This window comes from Rhizobium sp. NZLR1 (assembly GCF_017357385.1).
Classification (GTDB): Bacteria; Pseudomonadota; Alphaproteobacteria; order Rhizobiales; family Rhizobiaceae; genus Rhizobium.
The window spans coordinates 339,424-364,862 of the sequence record NZ_CP071634.1 but is presented as its reverse complement, the minus strand read 5'-3'; the positions used below and the strand labels follow the sequence as shown (position 1 = coordinate 364,862).

Sequence of the window (25,439 nt, the reverse complement as noted above, 5' to 3'; positions counted from 1 at the left end):
CCCGCGGCAGGCTTTTTCGTTTTTGGCCGATCGCGCCAAAACCGCCGCTCGCGATCCGTCGCCCGGCATTGGTGACTTTTTCCTGCTTATCGCTGATTTTACTTCCGATTCCTGCGGCCACCGCCCACTGCGAGCCGGTGCTGCAGAAACATATTGACTTCGAATTTGTCGTACAACTATGTAACCATTCGGTTCATTGCGGAGTGAAACGGCCGCCGAGCTGATCCGGCTCTCGCGGGAGCAACGACGCTTGACGACAACGAAACTGAAGGAATTTTGACATGCAGATCGACGTGAGGCACGCCTCCCATCCCGAGGCCGTGCGCGAATACGACACGGAGACGCTGCGGCGTCACTTTCTGGTGGAAACCGTCTTTGCGGGCGGCGAGATCCGGCTGACTTATTCCCACTACGACCGCATGGTCATCGGCGGCGCGACGCCGCTGGCCGATGGACTGGCGCTGACGGCGCCGACGGCGATCGGCCAGGAAACCTTCCTAGCCGAGCGCGAACTCGGCGCGCTCAACATCGGCGGCGCCGGCCGCATCGTCGTCGACGGCACCCGCTACGATCTTGCCAAGTATGATTGCCTCTATGCCGGTAAGGGCGCCAAGGACGTCCGGTTCGAGAGCGCGGATGCCGCCAATCCGGCAAAGTTCTATCTGGTCTCGACGCCGGCACATCAAGCGCACCCGACGGTGCTGCTCACCCGCGAGAAAGCCCGCCACCTGACGCCCGGCGACGCGGCAACGGCCAACAAGCGATCGATCTACCAGTTCATCCATCCTGAGGTTTGCCAGTCCTGCCAACTGACCCTCGGCTTCACCATGATCGAGCCGGGCAGCGTCTGGAACACCATGCCGGCCCATACGCATGACCGCCGCATGGAGGCCTATCTCTATTTCGATCTCGAAGCCGAGCAGCGCGTCTTCCACTTCATGGGCGAGCCGCAGCAGACCCGGCATATGCTTGTCGCCAACGAACAGGCGGTCATCTCGCCGCCGTGGTCGATCCATTCCGGCGCCGGCACCAAGAATTACAGCTTCATCTGGGCAATGGCCGGCGACAACAAGAGCTTCACCGACATGGACCATATCGCCATTGCGGATCTGAGGTGATCGTGGTGGCGAACCCCTTCGACCTTTCCGGCAGGACTGCCGTCGTCACCGGCGCCAATACCGGCATCGGCCAAGCCATCGCGGCAGCGCTGGCCGAGGCCGGCGCCTCGATCGTCGCCGTCGGGCGCTCCTCGATGGACGAAACCGAGGCGCTGGTGAAGCAGGCGGGAAGCCGCTTCCATGTCGTCAAGGCCGATCTAGGCACGATCGAACCAGTCAAGGGGATCGTCGCTGAGACCATCCAGACCTTTGGCGGCCTCGACATCCTCGTCAACAATGCCGGCATCATCCGCCGCGCCGATGCGCTCGACTTCACCGAGGAAGACTGGGACGCGGTGATCGACGTCAACCTGAAGACCGCCTTTTTCCTGTCGCAGGCGGCCGGTCGCCATATGGTCGACAAGGGCAGAGGCAAGATCATCAACATCGCCTCGCTGCTCTCCTTCCAGGGCGGCATCCGCATCCCCTCCTATACCGCCTCGAAAAGCGGTCTTGCCGGCCTGACCAAGCTGCTCGCCTGCGAATGGGCCGGCAAGGGCGTCAACGTCAACGCCATCGCGCCCGGTTATTTCGTCACCAACAACACCACGGCGCTGCGCGAGGATGCCGACCGCAATTCCGCCATCCTTGCCCGCATTCCGGCCGGGCGCTGGGGAACGCCGGATGAACTCGGCGGTGCCGCGGTGTTCCTGGCATCGTCGGCCTCCGATTACGTGCACGGCACGGTGCTGCCTGTCGACGGCGGGTGGCTGGCACGTTGAGCGGTGATCCGCATCATCCGGAGCTGCCGTGACTTACGTCGTTTTGCCTTTCCTGCCGGCATGCGTTAGCAAAAGGAAATGAGGCTGGCGCAGCCGCATCGGGGCAGGATCGACACAAGATGACGGATAGGGACAACGCGGTTACCACCACTCGGCAGCCGCCGAACCTGCGCAGCGGCCTTGCCGATACGCTGATGGCACAGATCGAATCCGGCGATCTGAAGCCCGGCCAGCGCCTGCCGACCGAACAGGCGATCATGAGGACGACCGGCGTCAGCCGGACGATCGTCCGCGAGGCGCTCGCCACCCTGCGCGCCAAGGGCCTGATCACCACGCGGCAAGGGCTTGGGGCGTTCGTCGCGAACGATCCGACCCCCAGATCCTTCTCGATCATTCCCAACGACCTGCAGTCGATCGACGAGGTTCTGCACGTGCTGGAGCTGCGCATGGGGGTCGAATACGAAGCCGCCGGTCTTGCCGCGCTGCGGCGCACGCCTGAGGATCTCGACCGCATGCAGGATCGGCTCGATGCGCTCGACAAGGCGCTGGAGGAGGGCGGATACGGGGCGCAGGAAGACTACGCCTTTCACAGGTCCATTCTGGTCGCGACGCAGAACTCCTATTACGGCCGCCTCTTCGATACGTTCGGCGACCTCATGGTGCCGCGGCAATGGGCACGCTTGGACAAAATGACGGCGGCCGAGCGCAAGCGCCATGCGGCGCGCATGCGCCGGGAACACCATGCCATATTCGCGGCGATCCGCGACGGCGAAGAGGCCGCCGCCCGCCGCGCCATTCGAACCCACCTCTCGAAGAGTGCCGCCCGCTTCGAAGAACTGCGCGACGCCAGCACTTCGTCGTGAATATTACGCGTCGGGCTTCGGCTTCATTAGCCGCCGCCAAGCGGCATGATCCGTCCGCAACTCGACGGAGGCGTGAACCTCAGGCAACAGCGGTTTGCGTCTGCGCCGGCCGAAGCGCCGTTTGAAGCCGAGGATATTTTCGACAACGCTCCTGGTGTAGAGCCCGGGGCCGCTTGAATAGATCCGCCACCCGCCGTCGACGGCTATCTCTCCCGCCTTGACGCGCTCCCATTCGGCCGCGGCCTGATAACGGTCATGAAAGGCCGCATCGCTGCTGCTGAAATAGCTGTTGCGCTGGCGCAGCGAAGCATGCGGCAGCACTGTCGTGACCGAGATCGGGTTGACGACTGAAATCGCCTTCCAGAGTTCGTCGGCTTCGGCGTCCAGCGCCAGCGTTTCGCAATAGCGCAGATGCGCATGCACATACATCAGCCCGATCTCGCGACCGACGAAGGAGGAGGATTCGGCGCGGCGAAACAGCGTCTCCGGTCCGCCGGCATAGGTCGCGGGTTTCTCCATCAGCCGCACGCCGTCGGGGAAGCGCAGATGCTTGTCGATCAGCTTCATATGAGCGCGTCGCTGATCGGGTGTGAACAGGCCGCCGAGCATTGCCTGCGTCATCGAGATAAGCGAGTAGGACAGGCCGGTGCGCTTATCGCTCGGGTGCAGCAGCAATTCGACGCCGTCATGGGCGGGATCGAAGATGCCGTAGCCGGCAACGATGCCATCCCGCATCAGATGACGGTTGAAATCCCGGCGCATCGCCGTTGCTACCTTCCTCAACCCCTTGGCCTCGACGCCGTGGCCGAGTCGGCGCAGGATTGCGGAGTAACGGACAATCTGCTCGTAGAGCAGGGCAACGGTCCAACTGCTGACCATCCAGTCGCGCAGATGTGGATCGGCCGGCTGCAGGGAATCGTTCCAGTCTCCCTCGCCATAGCGGATCAGATGCGTTCCGGGGATGAAAGCTTCGCGGACGGTGTCGAGCAGTTTCTCGACATGGATCGCGATAGTGTCGGTTTGGGCCGCCCTCTGCATGGTTTTTTCATCGCGCCAGGAGAGCTTCTCGTCAAGGATGGCGAGATCACCCGTCGCTTCGATATAGTCGCAGAGCGCCTTCAGCGGCCAGACGACGATATCGCCGTGGCTGTCGCCCGCCCTGATGTTGGCATAGGGCTCCAGCATGAACCACTGCGGCCAGTCGCCCTTCTCAAGGTATTGTTCGCTGAAAACGGTCTTTAGCACCTCCTTGGCTTCGCGATCATGCTCATAGGCAAGCAGGAACTCGATCGGCCCCTGGCAGGCGTCGCGTGTGCCCCAGGCCGCACCGGTATATTGCTCGAGGCCGTGCGGCACGCTCACATGCACGATGGCATCATGCGCGAGCCAGGGCAGCAGGGTCGTCTGCGCGGCAAGGTCGGGCGAAGGGTCGCCGATCGCCAGGCCGCGCACGGTGTTGCGCCAGAATGTCGAGGCCGGCGCCAGCATGGCCTCATCGGTGACGCCGGCCTGATAACGCTCTGCCAGCCGCTCGGCTTCTTCGGCATCGGTCATCGAACCGACGACGGCCAGGGAGAGCGCCTGCGTCGGCCGGGATCTGAGCGCGACGAAGGCGCCGTTGCGCGTGACGCCATCGCCATAGAGCAGTTCGTCGCCGCCGATCTCCTCGATGGCATCGGGGGTCGCGCTCACCAGCCAATAGGCGGCCTCGGGATAACGTTCGCCCCAGAGCCAGGCCGGATCCGGCCGAAACAGGATGCGCTTGCCTGAGGTATCGAATTCGATCTGGCCGCCCGCGTCATATTCACGCTCGCCGAGCACGACATGGCCGAACACCAGGAAGCGGCACGGCTTGCCCTCGACCGAGACGGCCCACTGCATCGCCGCTTCCTCGCCGGAGGCGACCGCCGTTACAATGATGGTGCGGTCGGCGCACTTGTAGATCCAGCGGCAATCGCTGAGCCCCATTTCGAAAGCCGACGGCACCGCCAGCAGCTGCCAGCCGGCGCCAACATCCACCATGATGCGCAGCCCGCTGGCGCGCGTCAGGTTGTAGGGATCGCGGGAGACGGAAAACAGCTTGTGAAAGGAAGTGTTGCCGATCGTCAGCTGCGCGGCGAAAATGCCCTGCATCCAACAGGTGGCGGCAAGGGTCGAATCGTCGAGCAGCATATTCTGGCCGCTTCTGACGATCGCGCCGTGGCGGCGCGCCACCAAAAATTCCTTTTCGCGCAAGACGACATGGCGGTTGAGGACGCCGTCCGGCACGAAGAACGACAGCAGCTTTCCGTCGACGCGTTCCTCCAGGCTGCGCTGGGGATAGAGCCGGCCTATCGCCTTTTTGTCGAGCGGCTCGACCTCCAACAGTGACGCGTCCTGCAGCAGGCTGCGGGCCGGCGCCGTCTCCTCGATATCGGCGATCGCACCGTCTGCCGCCGCGAGCCCGCCGAGCCGCGCAAGATCGGCATCGCTCGACGCCTCGAGATGATCGGCGGCAAAGAGGGCGAAGAAGGTCGCGGTCGCGCCGCTTGCGGTGACAGACAGCAATTTCGACTGGATGGCGGAGCAGGCCGTTTCCTGCTGGCGCCGTTTGCTCGGCAGGCTGGTGCCGAAGCGGCCGACCAGCCGGTCGTCGAGACGGTCTCTCGCCTGCACCAGCTGGATCGCATCCGTGGCATAGGCAACTGCCCCGTCGAGGCAACCCTGCGCCAGCCAAGGATTGCGGCCACCTCCCTGTTTGAGATTTTGCCGGTTCATCACCACAGGTCCGAATGCCTGGTGATCGGCGATATGGTGATCGACATATTGCGAGGCATAGGCTTCGCTGTTCATCAGGAAGCCGCGATCGCCGAGACCGACATCCTGGATCAGCACCAGATCGACCGGCAACGTTCCATCCTTCAGATGCCGGATGGCGACACGCCAGAACCAGGCCGTCTCGGAAGGATGCAGCTCGAGCCGGACGTTATAGTGAATATCCCCGGCCTCACCACTCCAGGAGAAGCTGGTGGCCTTATGTCCGAAGCTGCCATTGGCGCGCGGCCCGACGATTTCGACGACATCGGGCCGAGCGCCGCCGACCCGCAGGTAAAGGCGGCCGATACCACCGATGAGCGGCGAGCCCTGGATCTGGTTGACCTGCACCGATCCCTTGTCGTCGGCATATTCGATGGCAAACAGCGTGCCGTTCGGCAGCGCCGATATCGACAGGCCGGAGCCGTTGCTGATCGCAAGGAGGCCAAGGTCGTCGCGGCGGGGCATTTGAAGACTGCGGTCAAGGTCCGGGGCCATTGAGATCTCGTCGATTGGCTTCAGAGGGGAACTGGAGGATGACGCAAAATGATTGAGAGAAATCTTACCGGCAGCCGGTCGATCGGGCAACCTGTCGTCCTATGTCACGTAGACGCCGGCCGCCTGGCGAAGGGCACGCAGAGCAGGGCGCAACTCGTGAGGACGGCGACGACCATCCAGGCTTCGTTGATCGCCTGCGCGCTTGCCGCGGTCGTGCCTTCCTGTGCCCCTTGCGGCGAGAAAGGCAGTAGACAATTCCGCTAGAGCCGTGGCGCGTCGCTCACCAACTGCCGACAAGAGGATTGCCGACAAGAGGAACGCTTGTGGTCTTGCCTGACCGATCGTCCACGGAAATAGCGGCAGCCATATTTTTAGGAGTCTTTCGAAACCACGTTGCTGCAACACTTGCAAGATCGCCGATCATCGCAAGTTTGTGCCAATCCTGAAAACGAGCGGCGGTCGCGGCAGGTTCGGACAAATAGAAGAAGTCTCCGGAGTGATCCAAACCATTGATGCTGGACGCCATGGATGACAAGGGCCGTTGAAACATCTTTGACGGGACCTGGAGACCTGCCGCTGTCTCTGAAAACGCAGGGGCCATGAAATCAATGGCCCAACCCTCTGCTTCGACCCAGCAATGGAAATTCTCACCAGCTCCTGTGACGTAACCATCCTCACGGTGGTCGGCAAATAGGATCATTGTCCCATCCAGATTGTATGCCGCAAGGCCGCCTTTGGGCGTCGCTTTCACCTTATAGTGCCGTTCGAGAATGAACGAGCCGAATGTAGCAAAGTACATGCAGGCGTGCGCGGGATTTCCGTTCTCATTTAGGATCAAGCTATTTATAACTCGATAAATCCGATGATAGTCGGTTTGCTTGATCAGCATTTCTGTTTACCTGTTTTCTTTCAGTCAGCCGAGGTCAGAGCGTGGTGAATGTGCAAATTCAGCTTGTTGACTGATTCTCTTTAAAGTTAGAGCGGGTTCGTCAGCGACGGTCTTCACGCCGGCGCCGACCGTCTGGCGAAGGGCACGCAAAGCAGAGCGCAGCCAGTGAGGACGGCGATGACCATCCAGGCTTCGTTGATCGCCTGCGCGCTTGCCGCAGTCTGGATCAGCGGATCGAGCAGCGCCGTGGTATCGGCGTCGAAACTGCCGCTATGTCCCGATATGGCCGCAAGCGGAGCGCCGACGAAGGTCGCAGCCTCGATGTCGCCGGCCTGAAGGCGCGCCCAGAGGGCTTGGCCCAGTGGTTCCGAGCGGGTGTAGATGATGGTGTCGATCAGCGCGATGCCGATCGCCCCGCCGAGATTGCGCATCAGATTGAAAAGACCGCTGGCATCGGGAATGCGATCGGCCGGGAGCGTGCCGAGCGCCAGCCGCGTCGGCGGCAACAGACAGAACATGATGGCGACGCCGCGCACGACCTGCGGCCAGAACATCGCGTCGTAATCCGAACGCGGATCCTGAAAGGCGCTCATGCCGACGCCGATGGCAAACAGGGCGAAACCGGCGGCCGACAGCAGCCGCGCATCCAAACGCTTCTCCAGCGCGACGGCGACCGGCGCCGTGATCAGCTGGGCGATGCCGGTGACCAGCATCGTCATGCCGATCTCAAGGGCGTCGTGGCCCCTGACAAAAGCGAGAAAGACCGGCATCAGGTAGACCGAGCCGAACAGGCCGATACCAAGCACGAAGCTCAGAACCGAGCCGACGAGAAAATTCCGGTCAGTGAAATTGCCGAGATCGACGATCGGCCGGCTGCGGCGCAGCGTTCGCCGGATGAAAACGCCCCCAGACGCCAGGCAGACCGTGAGCAGGCTGAGCACATAGGCAGAGGCCCAGCCGCTGGTCGGCGCCTCTTTCAAGCTGAGTTCCAGCGTCGTCAGCGCTGTCGCCATCAAGAAAAGAGACAGGCCGTCGAGATGCCTGAGCTCCGACGGATCGGCCGCCTGTCGCGGCAGGAAGCGAGCCGCCAGGATTGCCGAGGCAATGCCCGGAAGGATGTTGATCAGGAACAGCCAGTGCCAGGAATAGGTCTCGGTCAGCCATCCGCCGACGATCGGCCCGACGGTCGGCGCCAGCACCGCAAGCACGCCGGCGATCGTCGTCGCCAGCGCCTGCCGCTCGTTGGGGAAAAGAATGAACACGGCCGAAAACACCGAGGGGATCAAGGTTCCGCCGGAAAAGCCCTGCAGCACCCGCCAGGCCACCAGCTCACCGAAGCTGCCGCTGGCAGCGCAGCCGGCGGAAGCTGCGACGAACAGGCTGATGGCGGTAACGAACAGCCACCGCATCGTCAAAAGCCGCGTCAGCAGGCCGGTCAGCGGGATCGCCACCACTTCGGCGATAAGATAGGCCGTCTGTATCCAGCTCATCTGATCCGGATCGATACCCAGCGCCGACTGGATGGTCGGCAGCGAGGTCGCCACCACCTGGACGTCGAGGATCGCCATGAACATGCCGATGCACATGGCGATGAAGCCGAGCCACACGATGGCGGGCGTTTCACCGGGACGGGCAGATTGGCGTCGTTGCGACATGCGATGATCCCGGTGACAATACCGATCATGTTTGCGATCGAGACGATCGACAGTCAACAGGCATATCGGGGCAAAGAGCCATCTTTGGCCGGATGTCCGGCAGTTGCCGCGAAGGTGTCTGCTACGCACGGATTGGCTGCTTCGTCACCAAATGCGATCGCTCTGCGCCTTCGGTCCACCGGCCAATTTCTGAATGAAGCTCATCAAGACCCACCCGACGGTGACTTGCGGAAGATTTGAGATCGGCAATTGACGCGCCGGCGAAAAATTGGCTATCGATATTAAATCAATTTGATTGACTTCAAACTCCAATTCGCTTCCGGCACTGCGCTGGAATGTTCAAGCCCTGATTTTCAAGAGGAAGAGAGACCATGTCCACACCGCGACCGAAAAACCTGCGGCTCGAAACCCTTTGGAACCCGGCTGCGGATGGCAAGGATTTTTCCTACGTCCTGCGCCTCAAAAATCTCGGCGCCGAGCCGCTTTCGAATTTCTCGCTCTGCGTCAGCGGTCCGGGCCGCGTCGATCCGGCCGGACGCGTCGAGGGCGCAACGGTCTCACAGCGGATCTCGAATTTCACCGAATTCCAGCCGCCGGCCAATTTCATACTCGGCGCCGGCGAGACGTGGACGATATCGGTCTACGCGCTGAGCCGGGATTTCCGTCATTGGACGGACGGCGCGACGAGCGCCTATCTCGCGCTTTCCGACGGCAGCACCATCGTGCTCGGTATCGAGCCGACGCGCTCTTCGGTCAGCAATGCGCCGCTGAAACGCGGCGCCGAGATCTATCCGGTACCCGTCAATGCGCCCGTCCAGGTGTCGATCATCCCTTGGCCGAACCATGTGGCCGTCACCTCGCGCCAGCCGCTGCCGGCCGGTTTTGCGCCGCAGGCACGGAGCGGGGAAGGGGAGGAGGCGGCGCGAAGCTTCGCGGCGCTGGTGGAGCATCTCTTCGCCGTCGAAGGCATCGTGCGGACTGAGGCGGAAGGCGCGGTCCCGGTTGCCCTGAAAGATGCCGCAGGGCTCAGTCCGGAGGCCTATCGGCTGAGCTTCGAGGGTGAGACGATCACGATCGAGGCAAGCAGCCGGACCGGCTTTCTCTATGGCCTCGTGACACTTGGCCAGATCTGGCGCGGTGCAAGGCTGCATCCCGGTGTCTTCCGGTTTCCGGCCTCGGGCGAAATTGTCGACGAGCCGTCGATGAGCTGGCGCGGCCTGCATCTCGATGTCGCCCGCCAATTTTACGGCGAAGCCGAGATCAAGAAGCTGCTGGCGGTGCTGGCCTGGAACAAGCTCAATCGTTTCCACTGGCATCTTTCCGACGACGAGGCCTGGCGCGTCGAGATCGACGCCTATCCCGCCCTGACCGAGATCGGCGCCTGGCGCGGCCACGGCCTTGCCGTTCCGCCGCTGCTCGGTTCCAGCCCGGCCCGTACAGGCGGCTATTACACCAAAGCCTCTATCCGCGAGATCGTCGCCCACGCAAAGAGCTTCGGCATCGAGATCGTGCCGGAGATCGATGTGCCCGGTCACTGCTACGCGATGCTGCAGGCGATACCGGAGCTGCGCGATCCGGCCGAGGTCGGCAGCTATTATTCGGTTCAGGGCTTTCCAGACAATTGCATCAATCCGGCCCGCGAGAAGACCTACGAGATCGTCGAGACCATCCTTACGGAACTCATCGAGCTCTTTCCGTTCAAGACCATCCATCTCGGCGCCGACGAAGTTCCCCTCGGCGCGTGGTCCGGCTCGCCGGAAGCACTCGAGCGCCTGCGCACAGTCGCCGGCGGCGAGGTTGCCGATGCGCATGCCAAGCGGCTGAACGTCGTGACCAACACCCACGGCGCCGACGATATCCACGGCTCGGGTGCGGCCGTCCTGCAGGCGGAATTCCTGAACCGAGTCCAGCGCTTCCTGGCGAGCAAGGGCTGCATCACCGGCGGATGGGAAGAGGCGGCGCACGGCGATGTCATCGACAAAGCGAAGAGCTATCTCTGCAGCTGGCGCAATGTCGAGGTCTCGGCCGAACTCGCCGAACGCGGCTACGAGATGGTCGTCTGCCCCGGGCAGGTCTATTACCTCGATATGGCGCTCAGGCCCGACTGGGATGAGCCCGGCGCCAGTTGGGCGGGGACTTCGGATGCGGAAAAGCTCTACACCTTCGATCCCATCGGCGGCTGGACAGCGAGCCAGAAACAAAAACTGCTCGGCATCCAGGCCTGCATCTGGTCGGAACCGATGACGGATCGCGCCGTTTTCGACCGTCTGGTTTTCCCGCGCCTTTCGGCACTGGCCGAAACCGGCTGGACGAAACCGTCATCCAAGTCGTGGGAGCGTTTCAAGGCGCTGGCAGGGCTGATGCCGCTGCTTTATGGGCTGCAGGAATCCTAAAGCGCGTCGCATCAAACTTGATTCATGCGACGCGCTTTAGGCCTTTGTTTTTATGCGTGTCGTTATCCCGGAACCGCTGCACACTTCCGGGCGACATGCATTAAGGCGAGGATTGGGACCGTGATAGAATGTTCCTGGTCGGCGCCACCGAGCCGTCTTTCATACGCTTTGAGTAGGTCTGCGAGGTTGGCGGTCGGCCGTTGGGGCACCCGATCGGGTTAGCGTGGTAAGTATTGTAGAATATGCGAATGTGCGCATAATTTCTGCGGCTGGAGCTGCCAGGCAAGAACGATCGAGGGCTCTGGGAGATCCCAATGGAAACAATCGTCGAAGACGCCCATGTTGGCGTCGTGTCGCCCGAACTCGTGGTCGATGCCCTGTTTGCATGCCGAAAGACGGCGGCGATCAAGGCGGCCATCGAGCTTGATCTCTTTACTCATATCGGCGAGGGCAAAACGGCAGCCTTGTTGGCCTCGGCAACAAGCGCCTCGGAACGTGGAGTGCGCATCCTGTGCGACTACCTCGTGGTACATGGTTTCCTGACAAAGGAGAGCGGACAGTACCGGATGACTCCCGCGACCAGAATGTTCCTCGATCGCAATTCGCCGGCCTATATGGGCTCCGCTGTCGAGTTCGTCGCCGCACCCGAAATACTGGATAATTTTCTGCGCGATCCGGCCGCCGTCGTGCGAAACGGCGGTTCGGCCGGGCTTGCGAACATGTCGTCAGACAATCCCGTCTGGTTGAAGTTTGCGCGCGGCATGGGCTCCTTTACCGGGCTCAGCGCCAAAATACTGGCCGGCGAAATCTCCGGCTGGCCGAGGTCTCCCAAAAAGGTCTTGGACATCGCTGCAGGTCCAGGCATTTTCGGGATCGAAATTGCGAAAGCCTTTCCATCAGCGGAGATCGTCGCCATCGATTGGGCCGCCGTATTGGAGCTGTCGCGGCAGAATGCGGAAAAAGCCGGCGTGGCTGACCGGTACCGGACGATCGCCGGCAGCGCCTTCGATGTCGATTGGGGCACGGGTTATGATCTCGTCCTGCTTCCAAATTTTCTGCACCACTTCGATCTGCCGACATGCGCCCAGCTGTTGCGAAAGATCATCGCCGGCCTTGCAGAGGATGGTCGGATCGTCGCGGTAGATTTCGTGCCGAACGAAGATCGCGTGTCGCCGCCTTTTCCGGCAGCTTTCTCCTGGGAGATGCTCGCCAGCACCCCGGCGGGCCAGGCTTATACACAAAGTGAGCTGACTGAGATGGCAAGACAGGCCGGTCTTGCCGACGTCACAGTCAAACCGATGCCGCCGACTCCTTCAAGTATCATTCTGTTTGAATAGCCGGTCGACCGTCGCTGTGTCGCCGCGCGCGCCGTAGCCCGGCTCTACGACCAAGCCGGCTATCGGCTAAACTCAATTTAGCCGACCGGCTTTTGCAGAACGTCGAAGCGCGGATTGGTTTCGGAAAAGATCGGCAGGGCGGCGGCGCCGAGGATGGCGGTATCCTTGCCGGTCATGCCGATCATGACGCGGGGGATGGTCCGCTTCTGGCCGGGATCGATCGGGACGTGCAGCGGCTCCAGCCGTTCTGCGAGCCGGCGCATCAGCAAGGTCGATACGCTGCCGCCGAGCACGATGGTCTGCGGGTCGAAGGCAAGTTCGAGGAAGTCGAGCGTCTGCCGCAGCGGCTGGACGGCCTGATCGAGCCAGGCGTCCAGGCCTTCGCCGCCCTTGGCGATCCGCGCGTCGAGATCGTCTGAAGACAGCTCCTCGGCATTGGCAATGCCCATGAATTCGTAGGCGACGGTCGGCGAGATGTAGCGGTCCAGGCAGCCGCGCTTGCCGCAGCTGCAGAGCTTGCCGTGCGGCTCGACGATGATATGGCCGATCTCGCCGGCATTGTTGCGGCTGCCCTTGTAGAGGTGGCCGTCGAGGAACATTCCGGCGCCGATGCCGCCGCCGCCGGCAAGAAACAGATAGACGAAGCTGCCCAAGCCGCGGGCGACGCCATGAAGACGCTCGCCGATCGCCGCCGCCGTCGCATCGTTTTCGACCAGCACCGGCACCTTGACCCGCTGTTCCAGCTCATGCCCGACGGGAAAATCCTGCCAGCCGGGCAGGTTCTGCGGGCTGAGAGAGGTGATGCCGCCATCGGCATAGCGGCCGGGCAGGGCCATGCCGACGCCGAGCAGCCGGTTTCGGTCGAAGGCGAAGGCCTGCTGCAGATCCTCGACGATCGCCTGCAGGGCGGGCATTGCCCTTTGCGGATCGGCATGTTCGACGTGGCGCTCGATGCGCGCACAGACGGCACCGGAGAGATCCGTCAGAACCCCGCTTGCCCGTTGACGGCCAAGTTCGAGGCCGATCGAATAGGCGCCGGCGGGATTGATCGAATAGGGGATGATCGGCTGGCCGCGCGCCAGCTTCTGTGCCTCGGCCGGGACGAGAAGATGCGACTTCTCCAGCTCCTCGACGATGTTGGATACGGTCTGGGCAGTCAGCGCCGTCATCCGCGCGATCGCCGCGCGCGACAACGGACCGTTCGTCCGCACGGCCTCGATCACCACACGCCGGTTGTGAGATTTGGCCTGCTCGAGATTGGTGCCGGAGATCGCCTTCATGTCGCCTTCAAAGCAAATGGTGCCCCACCCTTGTCACAAGATGGAAAACGATGAAAGCCGCATTCTTCGTCAGGCCTATTGAACCCCGGCGTCAACCGGCGCAACGGCATTGCGTCTCTGCAGCAGGCCGAGGATCGTTATGCCCGACAGGCCGGTGACAGCGCTCATGATGGCGGTCCCGGAATAACCTGTCATCCACGTGCCGGCGGCAAAGACCAGCGCGCCGATCCCGGCGCTGGCAAAGATATTGACGGAGATCAGCGCGCTGCCGAGGCCCGGCCGATCGGCGATCAGATCCTGCAGATAGGTGATCGGAATGCTGATGATCGCCGCGGCGCCGATGCCGGCGATCAAGGTCAGCGCGTAGAGGTGCCACGGCTGCGAGGCAAAGCCGAGAAGGCTGAGGAACACCGCATAGATGATGGTGCCGGCCGCAAGCGCCGTCATCTGCCCCGTCTTCCGTGCAATCCGCGACCAGACGATGATGAAGACGATTTCCAGCAAGGCGACGATGCCGACAAGAATGCCGACATCGCTGAGCGCGCCATGGGCAGCACCGGTGGCGATCAACGGCAGAAGGGCGTCGTTCAGATGCAGCGTGCTGGTGATCAGCGCCACACCGGCGATATGCGCCGAAATCCGCGGCGAAATCACCTGCCGCAGGGCGCCGAGATAGGTGAGATGATGAACCGCGGCCATCTCCGTTCCCACCCGTTTCGGCAAGGCGAAGAGGATGATGCCCTGGCAGAGAAGGCAGGAGATGGCGGCAAAGAGATAGGCCGGCAGCATGCTAGATGCGCCCGAAAGCAGCAGGCCGGTGATCCCCGGAATCAGCACCCAGGAGAGCGAGATCATGGCGCGCGCGCCGGAGTTGGCCGTCACCATCTCGCTCCGGTTCATGCCGTGCATCGCCGCGCGTGCATTGGCAAACAGCAGCGAATTCAAAGCCCCGTAGATCGGCAGCGGCAGCAACCCGCTGATGATGAAGACCGCCGCGCTCGGAAAGGTATAGACCATGCCGTAGCCGACGATGCCGAAGATGCAGGCGCCGATCATCGCCGAACGGTACTCGCCGAGCCGATCGGCGAGATTGCCGAGCAGGATGCTGATGACCACGTTCACGGCCGCCGAGGCGAAGCTCAGCACGGAATAGAGGCCGTCGCTCAAGCCCAATTCGCGGATGCCCACGATCGAACGATAGGGCGCGGTCATTGCGCCTGCCATTCCGAAGGTGAAAATGGCGATCATGCTGGCGCGGATCGCCGGATTGCGGAAGACGTCGGGGAAAAGGCGGCTCATGCGCTCATCTGAATGTCAGTAATGTTCCGATTGGGAAAAGGTCCGCGCCAGCTCGGCCTGGCCGGCCGTCAGGCCGCAATCGACGGGCAGGCAGACGCCCGTGATCGCTGCGGCGAGCGGACCGGCAAGGAAGCCAACGGCATTGGCGACATCCTGGGGATCGACGACCCGCTGCAGCGGATACCAGCGGCGGGCTTCCTCGAAAACATTCGGATTGGCGGCGGCGCGTTTCTCCCAGGCCTGCGTCTTCACCGTGCCGGGGGCGACGGCGTTGGAGCGGATGCCGAACTTGCCGTATTCGACGGCGACCAGCCGGGTGAAATGCAGAAGCCCGGCCTTGGCGGCGCTATAGGCCGGGTGTCCGAAGACATTCATGCCGTTGACCGAGGCGATGTTGACGACGGACCCTTTCGACGCCTTCAGCATCGGCTCGACGGCGCGAAAACACAGGAATGCCGCTTCGAGATTGAGCGCAATGTCCGCTCGCCAGATTTCGGGCGTCGTCTCGTGAAGGCTTGTCGCACGGGCAGCCCCGGCATTATTGACCAGCGTTCGCACCACGCCGGCGTCGGCGGCGCGTCTGACCAGTTCCGCAATGCTCGCCTCGCTGGTCACGTCACATCCGACGGCCACGAAGCGATTGTCCGGCCCGAGCTTTGAGGCCACGGCAGCCGCAGCGGCAGCATCGATATCGGCGAGCAACACGACATCGTGGTCATCGGCGAGCCGCGCGGCGATCGCAGCACCGATATCGCCCGCAGCACCGGTGACGATCGCTATCGACTTCGTCATTTTCTGTCGCTCCCGTTCATGAACCTCAATCTCCAAGCAATTGCCGGTCGTCGCCGTCGCGGTGGAGGACGAGCTGCTGCTTGATGCGCCGCAGCGTGGTCGTCGCCTTCGGCTGCACCGCATAGGCGACCAGGCTCGACAGAATATCGACCGTCGCGATGTAGGCGATGCGTGTCGAGGTCGGGCGATAGATGTTGTTACCTTCGGGAAGGTCGATCGGCACGACGATTTCGGCAGCCTTGGCAACCGGGCTTGCCGTCTGGGTCAGGGCAATGGTCTTCACCTTGGCCCCGCGGGCAAGCTCGAAGGCCCGCACCAGTTCCATATTGCGCCCTGAGAAGGACGAGCCGATCAGCACGTCGCCCGGCTTCGCCGCGGCCGCCATCATCAGCTGCATGCTGTGATCGGAACTGGCGGTGATGCGAAGCCCGAGACGGAACAGCCGGTTCTGCAGCTCGTCGGCGATCATCGACGAATTGCCGCCCGAGCCGAAGGCATAGATCATATCGGCCTTGGCGATGTGAGAAACGGCGGCTTCGATCGCCGCAAGATCAAGCGACCGGTGCAGCAGAAACAGCGCGTTCTGGGCCTTGGTGATGATATCCTGGGCGACATCGGCCGGATCGGTGCTTTTCGATTCCGGTTTCAGATAACGAACGCCGATATGGGCGGTCCGGGCGAGCTGCACCTTGAAGTCGGAAAAACTCTCGCAGCCCAGCCGCCGGCAAAAGCGGGTGACGGTCGGCGGCGATACCTCGGCCCGTTCCGCGAGCTCGATGATCGAGGCGTTCACGGCGAACTCGAAGTCGTTGACGATGATCTCCGCGATGCGGCTCTCGGAGGGGGAGAGCTTGCTCTTGTCTTCCTGCAATGTCGAAAAGATATCCAAGCCCGTTCCCACCCTTATTCCTCAAGCATCCTTCTTCTTATAGGCCACGCAGTCGATCTCAACCTTGCAATCGACCATCATCGACGATTGCACACAGGCACGCGCCGGCGGGTGTTGCCCGAAATACTCCTGATAGATCTTGTTGAAGGTCCAGAAGTCGCGCGGATCGTCGAGCCAGACGCCGACGCGCACGACATCCTCGACGCCGTATCCGGCCTCCTCGAGAATCTCAAGAACATTGGCGATCGTCTTATGGGTCTGGGCGATGATATTGCCGTCGATGATTTCGCCGTCTTCCATCGCAACCTGGCCGGAAACATAGAGCCATCCGTCGGCTTCGACCGCACGCGCGAAAGGCAGCGCCTTGCCGCCGGCGCCCGTTTGAACAGTGCCATAGCGCTTGATGGGCATGCCGATGTCCTTGCAAATTATTTTCTTGATAAGTTGACAAATGACCATAGAAAGCAGAATTTGACCAGTGAAAAACGCGAATTATGAAAAGAATTTCAATCCGGGGCAGATATGCGCGATCCTTTCCTGAATCCTTTTCCCTCCGACAGCGCCCGGCAGGCGATCTGGGAAATGCTCGTTCTGCGCGATATCGATGCTTTTCTCGCCGCCGATTGGTCGATGGTGGAGCATGACTTCGTCGAAGAGGGCTTCATCGGCATCGATGCCCAGAAGCAGGTCAGCCCCGACAGGTGGCGGCTGGCATTTCCGACGCTATCGGCCTATCGCCAGGAATGGCTGAGGCAGGCGCAGGATTTCGCCACGCAGAGCTTTGCGGAAGATCCGCGCACCGCGATCTTCACCACCACGACGCTCGAGGATATCGAGATCGAAGGCGAGATGGCGCTCGTCCGCAAGAAGTTCGACGGCGGCATTTCCAAGTCCGACGGCACCCGAGACGTCCTGCAATGGCAGACGCTCTATTATTGCAGGCTGCACCAAGGGCGCTGGAAGATCTCAGGTTTCACCGGCTACCTGCCGAACCCGATGGGGTAAAGCAGGCCGACAACACGAAGGCCACTTTCTTGCGCATTTTCACGGCAGCTCTGGCGACCGAAACCAACACCTTTTCCCCGATCTGCGTGGATCGCCGCGCATTCGAAGCCTCTCTTTATGCGCCGCCCGGCCAGCATCCGGAAACGCCGACGCTCTGCACAGCGCCGATCACCGTCGGAAGGCGCGTCACCCGACAGAAAGGTTGGCAGTTGATCGAGGGAACCGCCGCCTGGGCCGACCCCGCCGGCCTCGTCAACCGGGCAACTTACGAGGAATTGCGTGACGAAATCCTCGGGCAGCTCAGCGCCGCAATGCCTGTTGATGCCGTCGTCATGGGCCTGCATGGCGCCATGGTGGCCGCCGGATACGAGGATACCGAAGGCGATCTTCTCCAGCGCATGCGCGAGATCGTCGGGCCGGATGTGCTCATCTGCGCCGAGCTCGACCCGCACAGCCATCTGACTGCCAAGCGCGTCGCGGCGCTTAATTTCGCCGTCTATTTCAAGGAATTTCCGCATACGGATTTCGTCGACCGCGCCGAGGATCTCTGGCGCATCGCCGTCGACACGCTCGAAGGCCGGGTCAAGCCTCAAATCTCGGTGTTCGACTGCCGGATGATCGACGTCTTCCCGACATCGCGCGAGCCGATGCGCTCCTTCGTCGACAAGATCATGCAAATCGAGAAGGATGATCCCGATATCCTGTCGATCTCGGTGGTCCACGGTTTCATGGTCGGCGACGTTCCCGAAATGGGGACGAAGCTGCTTGTCGTCACCGACAACAAGCCGGAAAAGGGCGCGGCTCTGGCGCGTGAGCTCGGCCTCGAGCTGTTTTCGAAGCGCGGCACCTTCATGGTCCCGCAGATCGACGAGAAGCAAGCCGTCTCGCGCGCGATCACTGCTACCGCATGGCCCGTCGTCATCGCCGATGTCTGGGACAATCCGGGCGGTGGCACGGCCGGGGATGCGACGGTTATTCTTGGGGAACTGCTGGCCCGCGGCGTCAGCAGCGCGGCGATCGGCACCATCTGGGATCCGATGGCCGTGCAGATCTGTTTTGCGGCGGGCGAGGGGGCTGAGATTCCATTGCGCTTCGGCGCCAAGTCGGCGCCCGGCACCGGCAATCCGATCGACGGCACGGTGAAGGTCGTCAAGCTGGTGAAGAATGCCGAGATGCAGTTCGGCGAAAGTCTCGCGCCTTTCGGCGATGCCGCCCATATCGTGCTTGACGGCATCGACATCATCCTCAATTCGACGCGCGCCCAGAGCTTCGATCCGAGCCTGTTTTCGGCGATGGGCATCGATCCCATGAGGCAGAAGATCCTGGTGATCAAATCCACCAACCACTTCTTCGCATCCTTCTCGAAGATCGCGGCGGAGATCCTTTACTGCTCGGCCGGAACGCCCTATCCCAATAATCCGGCGACGACGCCGTACCGGCGGGCGCCGAAGACCATATGGCCGATCGTCGCCGATCCACATGGTAGAGAACGCGGAGCCGCCTAGATGCATGATGCCCGGTTTGCCGTCGTCGCCAAGGCAGGAGACAGGATCGCCGATCTCTCGACGCCGCGTCCTGTCATCGACGAAGACCGGCTGGCTGCCAACATCACCCGCGTCCAGTCCTATATGGATCAGCACGGGCTGAACTTCCGCCCGCACATCAAGACGCACAAGATCCCGGCATTGGCCGTGGCGCAGCTTGCCGCAGGCGCCAGGGGCATCAATTGCCAGAAGGTCACGGAAGCCGAGGTCTTCGCCGAAGCCGGCTTCGGCGATATCCTGATCACCTTCAACATCCTCGGACAGCAGAAGCTCGAGCGCCTGGCCAGGTTGAACGAGAAAATCCCGGCGCTGAAGGTCGTCGCCGACAGCGAAACGACGGTCGACGGGCTGGCGGCGCATTTTTCCGGCCACAAGCCGATCACCGTGCTGGTGGAATGCGACACCGGCGGCGGCCGCTGCGGCGTGCAGACGCCGGAGGAGGCCGCCTCGCTCGCCAAGCGCATCGCCGCTGCCGACGGCCTCACCTTCGGCGGCATCGTCACCTACCCCAAGCCGCAATCGGCCGCCGCCGTCGAAGCCTTCATCGTCGAAACGCTGGACCACCTGAAACCGGAAGGCATAACCTGCCCGATCGTCAGCAATGGCGGAACGCCAAGCCTGTTCGAAGCGCATCTGGTCACATCGGCGACGGAACACCGCGCAGGCACCTATATCTACAACGACCGCCAGATGGTGCGCATGGGCCATTGCACCGAGGAGGATTGCGCCATGCATGTGCTGGCGACCGTCGTGTCACGGCCAACCGCCGACCGCGCCGTCATCGATGCCGGCTCGAAGGCGCTGACCTCGGATCTTCAGGGTTTTGGCGATTACGGCCTGATCGTCGGCTATCCCCAAACGCGGATCAGCAGCCTCTCGGAAGAACATGGCGTGATCGACCTATCGAACTGCACCACCCCCCGGCCGCAGATCGGCGAGAAGCTCTTCATCATCCCGAACCACACCTGCGTGGTGTCCAACCTGTTCGACACGATGGTCTTCCATCGGGGTGGCGTTGTGACCCGCGTCGAGCAAGTCGCGGCCCGCGGTCTCGTCTGGTAGGAGTCGGTTCCGGCTGAGGGCGAATGGCCCATCGAAGGCCACAGTTACCGGTGGATCGCTCACGATCTCAGTATCAGCAAGAATGCAGTCGATGATATCGCAAGACGTGCGCGGCGGATGACCTCTTTGCGCCAGTGGCGGACATAGGCTCTACGGGCGGGTGTCCGCTTTGGGGCCGAAAGCAGACTGTCCGCTATCGGGTGAGGAAGTCTCAAAGGCGGACATATGAGATTCGGTCGGCTTAGCAGACTTAGAGTAGCGTCACCCCGTACGATCGCGTCACCCCCGCACTGCTTGATCGCCAAGAATAGTTTGGCGCGGACACAAGTGACCTGCGACTTGCAGCAAAAATTGAGCAACCTCTGGATTAACCGCAGCCATCCAGCGAGCAGTATTGAAACGCGTGCCGGACTGTAGTTTGACTGCTAACGCAATGACATTTCGAGTCTTCAACCTTTCCCTCCCGCGCTTGCAGTGAAATCCAGCATCGAGATCGAAGCATGGCCATCTCCAGGAAAACGAAGACGTCAGGCGACATAACAGTCAAAAAATCCAGCCCTGACACGAAGACGCCTACACACCTCACGCATTACACCGATCTCTCAGGTCTGAAGGGGATCATTGAAAATAACGAGCTATGGCTCAGCCACGCTGCGTTTCTCAACGATCCGCAAGAGCTTGAACACGGCGTCGAGCAGACCAAAAGGGTTTTGAACAACCTCCTGGACGGCAAGGCCGTCGGGTCGACCGCAAAAGCGCGACAGAAGCTGATCAAGGACATTGCGGATGATATGGAGAACTTTGAACGGCCGGCAGCCTATATCGCGTGCCTTTGCGAGCGCTCCGACATTTTGAGTCAATGGCGAGGATACGCCTCACGCCAAGGCGTCAGTGTCACCTTTAGAATGTCCGGCCTAAGGAGTTGCTTTAGCGACCTCGATGCTGAGCTGTTGCAGGTTGCCTACGGTATAAACGAGGCAAAACGGCACCTGAGAACCGCGATAGCGGAAAAGTTTCCGGATATTGTCGATGATTTTGATTACATGCTTGGGACTGAGGAGGACGATGCAATCCGACGAAAATTCAAAGATCTGCTTGCGACACTGGTACCCAGATTCAAGCATTATGGATTCCGGGAAGAGCAAGAGTGGCGTCTGGTTGTCCGGAACCCTCCGATCGACAAACTCAAGTTTCGGCCACGCGGGCAGCTGATGCTGCCCTATCTCGAATTGAAATCAAAAAAGAAGAAGCTGCCGATCAGCGCCGTGAGGATCGGCCCCGGCGTCAATGACGAAGCCGTGCAAAAGAGCATCAGATTCTTTCTTGAGGCCCGCGGTTACGATCCTGATCTGGTAGAGATGAGCTCGACCCCCTACAGAACCTGACGCCTTTTGCCCTCACACTTCGCCAACCGACATTGCCGCGGAATCCCGATGCATCCTCTTTTCTCGATCACCAAAGCCGACATCAAGGCCCTCAACGATGAGCAAGCACGCGAACTGGTTGCTCGTCTGAGCATGGCAGAGCTGGAAGGGCAAGGTTGCTCCCGCGCGGCAATCACCTGGGGAGGAAATCAACGTGCAGCAGACGACGGCGTGGATGTCGAGGTCGCCAGCGTCAATCCAGTGAAGGCGGGAGGCTACATCCTTGCCCCTTTGACCGCATTCCAGGTCAAAGCTGAGAAGTTCCCTGCATCGAAGATCACTGACGAGATGAAACCGGAGCCCACATATACGCTGCGCAAGGTTTTTGACGAAATCGCTGCGGCTAGTGGTGCATATGTGATCGTTTCCACACAGGATGACGTCTCCAAGAAGTTCATGGCGGAACGAGCAAAGGCGATGACTGATGCTCTTGTTGGCTCGCCGCATGTCGGCAAGATAAAGCTGGGATTTTACGATGCTCAGAAAATGGCCGATTGGGCGTCAGCCCACCCGGCGGTCGCTGTTTGGCTTAGATCGATTCTTGGGAAGCCGCTCAGGGGCTGGAAGCCATATGGTGCGTGGGCACATGGCGAAACGGACGAATCCTCTGAATTCCTTTTCGATGATGGAGTCCGGATTTTTCGATCTGGCAGAGATGGCGACCTTTCCGCGTTGGATGCTGTGAACGAATTGCGAGAGGATTTGCCTGCCAACCGAAACATTCGGATCGTCGGGTTGTCGGGGGTCGGAAAAACGCGCCTTGTCCAGGCCCTTTTCGATGAGCGTTTGACCACGGTTAACAGGACTCTGGACCCAAATCGCGTCATATATTGCGATTTCCAAGGTGACGTGGACCCACCGCCGGCGGTCATGCTGGACGCGTTGGCGGCATCCGACCAGGGTAGCGTCCTCGTTGTCGATAATTGCTCCTCCGCGCTTCACAGCCGTCTTGCGACGGAAAACGCGAGGCCAAAGCATATCCGCCTCATAACCGTGGAATACGATATCCGAGACGACGATCCCGAGGGCACCAACTTCTACAGGCTTGATGGCGTGTCTGCCGACATCATCCAAAAGATACTTGAGCGGCGGTTCCCGGTCCTGACGTCGATCGACATATCGACGATTGTGAATTTTTCTGATGGGAATTCCCGGGTAGCGCTTGCGCTGGCATCGACGGCGACAAAGGGAGGTGAGCTTGCCGCCCTCGGGGACGAAACGCTCTTTCGACGGCTGTTCGATCAAAATCAGGCAAGGAGCGATGAATTGATGCGGGCAGCGGAAGCGATGAGCCTGCTCTATTCGTTTAACGGTGCAGACACGGGCTCAGCGTCGGAGCTTTCAGTCCTAGCAAGGCTCGCTGATCTGAGTATGAAAGCCATCACGCGGCAGATGTCGGAGCTTAAAAACAGGGGGCTGCTCCAGTCGAGAGCGGAATGGAGAGCCGTCCTGCCCCATGCGGTCGCCAACCGCCTTGCCGGACAAGCCGTCGAGGCCGTTCCCATTTCGGACCTCACGACGGAACTTTTACATGGCCCGGAAAGAATGGCTCGCTCGTTCTCCCGTAGGCTTGGTTATCTTCACGATTCTGCGGTTGTTCAATCGTTGGCCAGCGGGCTCCTTGCTGATGGCGCCTGGCTGAGTGATATTTATGATTTGGACGACCTCCGTTTCGAGATGTTCGAGAACCTCGCTCCTGTCGTCCCGGCGCAAGCGCTTGCATCTTTCGAGAGGGCTTTTCGGGTTGCGAGTGAAGCACAGCTTCGTTCGTACCGATCTCAAGCCATCGCCACGATCCTGCGCGCCATCGCCTATGAAGCGGCACTGTTCGATCGCGCCAGTCGCTTGCTGATACGGCTCGTCGAGGCCGAGGAAGAAAACTCCAAGTCAGATTCGCACACAGCGACGCTGGCATCGCTGTTTCATTGTTATCATTCAGGTACGCAGGCGTCGATCGATCAGCGATATCAAATCATTGAGCAGTTGATCCGAAGCCCCGAGGAGTCAAAGCAGAAAATTGGCCTCTCCTTGCTCGCGACATCTTTGTCTGACTGGAATGCTTTTCAGTCCCTTGAGCCGGAGTTTGGCGCGCATAAGCGAGATCACGGCTGGTGGCCACAGTCGTTTAGCGAAATGGCGGAATGGTATCGCCCATTCCTCTCACTCGCGATCCGGCTGCTGAATGAAAACGGCGACGTCGCCCCACAAATCGAGTTGATGCTTGCGGAAGCGATGAGAGGGCTTTGGACCCAGCGAGGGCTTTGGCGCGTTCTTCAGTCGGAGATCGACAATATCGAGCCTTCGAGGCAATGGCCGGAAGGGTGGCTTGCGCTGCGGACGATCAGAACACTGGACGAAAAGCATTTCGAGGAAGGCGAACGCGAAGCTTTGGATGCACTTTGCGCCAAACTGAGGCCTACGGATCTTGCGGGAAACATCCGTTCAAAGATTCTGGCGCGTGGTTCGTTCGGCGCAGAGGATTATTCCGACGATGAAACGATCGATGATGTCCACGCCCGCCACCGTCGTAGTCAGGAGGAAGCGGTGGCGCTGGGTCGGGCAGCCGCTGACGATCTGGCAACGGTCTCAGCGCTCATGCCTCAATTTCTGACCAACTCCTCTGGCGGGCTGAAGGTCTTGTATTTCGGAAAGGGGCTCGGCGAAGCTTTTGACACCCCTGACCAGGTCATAGGCATGTTCCGGGAGGAACTTGCAAAGGTCGACCGGGCTTCCGTCGGGTTGGTCACGGGCTTCCTTCAGGGGTGGAAACAGAAAGATGCCGAGGCCGTGGAAGCATTCTTCGACGCGGCCGTAGAAGACGATGTATGGGGGCGGTGGTTCACCTATCTTCAGTGCGGGGTCGGTCTTGATAGCAGAGCCTGCCAGCGTCTGGTGGCGGTCCTGGGACGAGCGCCCGTCGAGACCTACACCGCTCTGATGTGGGGCCGGGCCACCGATCCTCTCACCATCCCGGAAATCGTCGGGCTGATCCAGGCGATCTCAGCGATCCGCGCCGGTGTACCGATTGCCGTTGAAGTCTTGCGCATGGTAATATTTTTAACGACGGAGAAGCCGAAAGAGTATGTCGATGAGCTGGCAATCGCGGTCTGCGCGTTTCTGCAACAGATGGACTGGACCGATGTTGCAAATAAGGGAAGCAATTTTGATGCCGAACTGCAGGCCGTCATCATGTTCGCCGTGAGGCGCGCCGGTGTATTCGACGCTGTTCGGCAAAGCTTCATCAATCTGTTCGCCTTCGGGCGATCGTCTGCCGGCAAATACCGAGAGTTTGGGCATTATGCTGGGCCCTACTTTCGCTTTTACCCGAAAGACGCCTTGGATCTCGTCTTTCAGCCGGATGAAAACGGCAGGTACACGACCAGCCTGCGGTTGGTCGGAAATTCGCTCGGCCGGCGAAGTGAGACACCCATCAAAAACATCGAAGACAGCGTTCTGATCGAGTGGTGTGACGGGTCTGAAGACAGGCGCCAATTCATCGCAAACACCTGTAAACTGTATGAAAAAGTTGAGAGCGACGACGAGGACGGGGGTGTGGAACTGTCGGCGATCATGGTCGCCCTTGCGGTCGGCTCCATTAACAAATCTGTTTTCTTGAACATACTCTTCGATCGGGTCGAGCGCTCATCGGTCAACGGGCCTTATTCTTCCAATCTGATCCGCGCCCGAGAGATCTTCCTTCGAACTAGGACTGGAAGCGATGAGGTTGACCAGCTTTTGGCCGCCCGGGCGCGACAGCTCACGAGCGCAATCGATGCCCAGCTTGCTGCGGAAAGAGCCGCGGAAGAAAGCGACGGTCGCAACAGTTTCGAATAGCCA

The 25,439-nt window shown here is 61.0% G+C and carries 18 protein-coding genes; 10 read left to right on the top strand and 8 right to left on the bottom strand.

The window, feature by feature from the left end; translation table 11 throughout:
• The first annotated feature begins 281 nt into the window (after window positions 1-281).
• The 3 genes from kduI (at window position 282) to J3O30_RS28310 (ending at window position 2,742) form a co-directional block, all read left to right on the top strand.
• On the top strand, window positions 282-1,118 hold the full coding sequence (gene kduI, locus J3O30_RS28320; protein ID WP_207585310.1) for a 5-dehydro-4-deoxy-D-glucuronate isomerase: 837 nt from the start codon (window positions 282-284) through the stop codon (window positions 1,116-1,118).
• Window positions 1,115-1,879 carry a 2-dehydro-3-deoxy-D-gluconate 5-dehydrogenase KduD gene (gene kduD / locus J3O30_RS28315; protein ID WP_281438271.1) on the top strand — a complete coding sequence of 255 codons (765 nt, stop codon included), beginning with the start codon at window positions 1,115-1,117 and terminating at the stop codon, window positions 1,877-1,879. Before kduI ends, kduD begins: the two co-directional genes overlap by 4 nt.
• A 119-nt stretch (window positions 1,880-1,998) precedes the next feature.
• Window positions 1,999-2,742, top strand: a complete 744-nt coding sequence (locus J3O30_RS28310) for a FadR/GntR family transcriptional regulator (RefSeq protein ID WP_207585308.1) — start codon at window positions 1,999-2,001, stop codon at window positions 2,740-2,742.
• A gap of 3 nt (window positions 2,743-2,745) precedes the next feature.
• Here the strand turns inward: J3O30_RS28310 and J3O30_RS28305 are convergent, their stop codons facing one another.
• The 3 genes from J3O30_RS28305 to J3O30_RS28295 form a co-directional block, all read right to left on the bottom strand.
• Window positions 2,746-6,033, bottom strand: a complete 3,288-nt coding sequence (locus J3O30_RS28305; protein WP_207585307.1) for a cellobiose phosphorylase — start codon at window positions 6,031-6,033, stop codon at window positions 2,746-2,748.
• 280 nt (window positions 6,034-6,313) lie between these two features.
• Window positions 6,314-6,922, bottom strand: coding sequence for a DUF2026 family protein (locus J3O30_RS28300; RefSeq protein ID WP_207585306.1), 609 nt, complete (start codon window positions 6,920-6,922; stop codon window positions 6,314-6,316).
• 113 nt (window positions 6,923-7,035) lie between these two features.
• Window positions 7,036-8,577 carry a DHA2 family efflux MFS transporter permease subunit gene (locus J3O30_RS28295; protein ID WP_207585305.1) on the bottom strand — a complete coding sequence of 514 codons (1,542 nt, stop codon included), beginning with the start codon at window positions 8,575-8,577 and terminating at the stop codon, window positions 7,036-7,038.
• A 371-nt stretch (window positions 8,578-8,948) separates the two neighbouring features.
• Here J3O30_RS28295 and J3O30_RS28290 point away from each other — a divergent pair, with 371 nt between their 5' ends.
• Window positions 8,949-10,970: a beta-N-acetylhexosaminidase gene (locus J3O30_RS28290; protein WP_207585304.1), complete on the top strand. Its 2,022-nt coding sequence runs from the start codon at window positions 8,949-8,951 to the stop codon at window positions 10,968-10,970.
• Between the two features lie 314 nt (window positions 10,971-11,284).
• Window positions 11,285-12,307 carry a class I SAM-dependent methyltransferase gene (locus tag J3O30_RS28285; protein ID WP_207585303.1) on the top strand — a complete coding sequence of 341 codons (1,023 nt, stop codon included), beginning with the start codon at window positions 11,285-11,287 and terminating at the stop codon, window positions 12,305-12,307.
• A gap of 77 nt (window positions 12,308-12,384) precedes the next feature.
• Here J3O30_RS28285 and J3O30_RS28280 read toward each other — a convergent pair whose 3' ends face one another.
• The 5 genes from J3O30_RS28280 to J3O30_RS28260 all read right to left on the bottom strand — a co-directional run bounded on the left by J3O30_RS28280 (window position 12,385) and on the right by J3O30_RS28260 (window position 16,978).
• Entirely contained in the window at window positions 12,385-13,587 is a 1,203-nt protein-coding gene (locus tag J3O30_RS28280) for an ROK family transcriptional regulator (protein ID WP_207585302.1), read from the bottom strand.
• A 75-nt stretch (window positions 13,588-13,662) separates the two neighbouring features.
• The gene (locus J3O30_RS28275; RefSeq protein WP_207585301.1) at window positions 13,663-14,886 is read right to left on the bottom strand and encodes an MFS transporter; all 1,224 of its coding nucleotides are present in this window, start codon (window positions 14,884-14,886) and stop codon (window positions 13,663-13,665) included.
• A gap of 15 nt (window positions 14,887-14,901) precedes the next feature.
• Complete coding sequence (locus J3O30_RS28270) at window positions 14,902-15,678, bottom strand: SDR family oxidoreductase (RefSeq protein ID WP_207585300.1); 777 nt, start codon at window positions 15,676-15,678, stop codon at window positions 14,902-14,904.
• A 25-nt stretch (window positions 15,679-15,703) separates the two neighbouring features.
• Complete coding sequence (locus J3O30_RS28265; protein ID WP_207585299.1) at window positions 15,704-16,567, bottom strand: MurR/RpiR family transcriptional regulator; 864 nt, start codon at window positions 16,565-16,567, stop codon at window positions 15,704-15,706.
• Window positions 16,568-16,588: 21 nt separating this feature from the next.
• Window positions 16,589-16,978, bottom strand: a complete 390-nt coding sequence (locus tag J3O30_RS28260) for a RidA family protein (RefSeq protein WP_207585298.1) — start codon at window positions 16,976-16,978, stop codon at window positions 16,589-16,591.
• Window positions 16,979-17,089: 111 nt separating this feature from the next.
• On the opposite strand from J3O30_RS28260, the gene J3O30_RS28255 reads away from it, so the two are divergent.
• From J3O30_RS28255 to J3O30_RS28235, 5 genes are all read left to right on the top strand, one after another.
• On the top strand, window positions 17,090-17,572 hold the full coding sequence (locus tag J3O30_RS28255) for a hypothetical protein (RefSeq protein ID WP_207585297.1): 483 nt from the start codon (window positions 17,090-17,092) through the stop codon (window positions 17,570-17,572).
• Window positions 17,573-17,601: 29 nt separating this feature from the next.
• Window positions 17,602-19,077 carry a M81 family metallopeptidase gene (locus J3O30_RS28250; RefSeq protein WP_207585296.1) on the top strand — a complete coding sequence of 492 codons (1,476 nt, stop codon included), beginning with the start codon at window positions 17,602-17,604 and terminating at the stop codon, window positions 19,075-19,077.
• Entirely contained in the window at window positions 19,078-20,178 is a 1,101-nt protein-coding gene (locus J3O30_RS28245; protein WP_207585295.1) for a D-TA family PLP-dependent enzyme, read from the top strand. It begins immediately after the preceding gene.
• Between the two features lie 500 nt (window positions 20,179-20,678).
• On the top strand, window positions 20,679-21,563 hold the full coding sequence (locus J3O30_RS28240; protein ID WP_207585294.1) for a DUF2971 domain-containing protein: 885 nt from the start codon (window positions 20,679-20,681) through the stop codon (window positions 21,561-21,563).
• 48 nt (window positions 21,564-21,611) lie between these two features.
• A complete protein-coding gene (locus J3O30_RS28235; protein ID WP_207585293.1) occupies window positions 21,612-25,436 on the top strand; it encodes a hypothetical protein in 3,825 nt (1,274 codons plus the stop codon).
• Window positions 25,437-25,439 lie beyond the last annotated feature (3 nt).

Excerpts from the sequence above, each read along its gene's own strand:
- kduI (WP_207585310.1), top strand. The coding sequence starts at position 282 with ATGCAGATCGACGTGAGGCACGCCTCCCATCCCGAGGCCGTGCGCGAA.
- J3O30_RS28310 (WP_207585308.1), top strand. The coding sequence starts at position 1,999 with ATGACGGATAGGGACAACGCGGTTACCACCACTCGGCAGCCGCCGAAC.
- J3O30_RS28305 (WP_207585307.1), bottom strand. The coding sequence starts at position 6,033 with ATGGCCCCGGACCTTGACCGCAGTCTTCAAATGCCCCGCCGCGACGAC.
- J3O30_RS28300 (WP_207585306.1), bottom strand. The coding sequence starts at position 6,922 with ATGCTGATCAAGCAAACCGACTATCATCGGATTTATCGAGTTATAAAT.
- J3O30_RS28295 (WP_207585305.1), bottom strand. The coding sequence starts at position 8,577 with ATGTCGCAACGACGCCAATCTGCCCGTCCCGGTGAAACGCCCGCCATC.
- J3O30_RS28290 (WP_207585304.1), top strand. The coding sequence starts at position 8,949 with ATGTCCACACCGCGACCGAAAAACCTGCGGCTCGAAACCCTTTGGAAC.
- J3O30_RS28285 (WP_207585303.1), top strand. The coding sequence starts at position 11,285 with ATGGAAACAATCGTCGAAGACGCCCATGTTGGCGTCGTGTCGCCCGAA.
- J3O30_RS28280 (WP_207585302.1), bottom strand. The coding sequence starts at position 13,587 with ATGAAGGCGATCTCCGGCACCAATCTCGAGCAGGCCAAATCTCACAAC.
- J3O30_RS28275 (WP_207585301.1), bottom strand. The coding sequence starts at position 14,886 with ATGAGCCGCCTTTTCCCCGACGTCTTCCGCAATCCGGCGATCCGCGCC.
- J3O30_RS28270 (WP_207585300.1), bottom strand. The coding sequence starts at position 15,678 with ATGACGAAGTCGATAGCGATCGTCACCGGTGCTGCGGGCGATATCGGT.
- J3O30_RS28260 (WP_207585298.1), bottom strand. The coding sequence starts at position 16,978 with ATGCCCATCAAGCGCTATGGCACTGTTCAAACGGGCGCCGGCGGCAAG.
- J3O30_RS28255 (WP_207585297.1), top strand. The coding sequence starts at position 17,090 with ATGCGCGATCCTTTCCTGAATCCTTTTCCCTCCGACAGCGCCCGGCAG.
- J3O30_RS28245 (WP_207585295.1), top strand. The coding sequence starts at position 19,078 with ATGCATGATGCCCGGTTTGCCGTCGTCGCCAAGGCAGGAGACAGGATC.
- J3O30_RS28240 (WP_207585294.1), top strand. The coding sequence starts at position 20,679 with ATGGCCATCTCCAGGAAAACGAAGACGTCAGGCGACATAACAGTCAAA.
- J3O30_RS28235 (WP_207585293.1), top strand. The coding sequence starts at position 21,612 with ATGCATCCTCTTTTCTCGATCACCAAAGCCGACATCAAGGCCCTCAAC.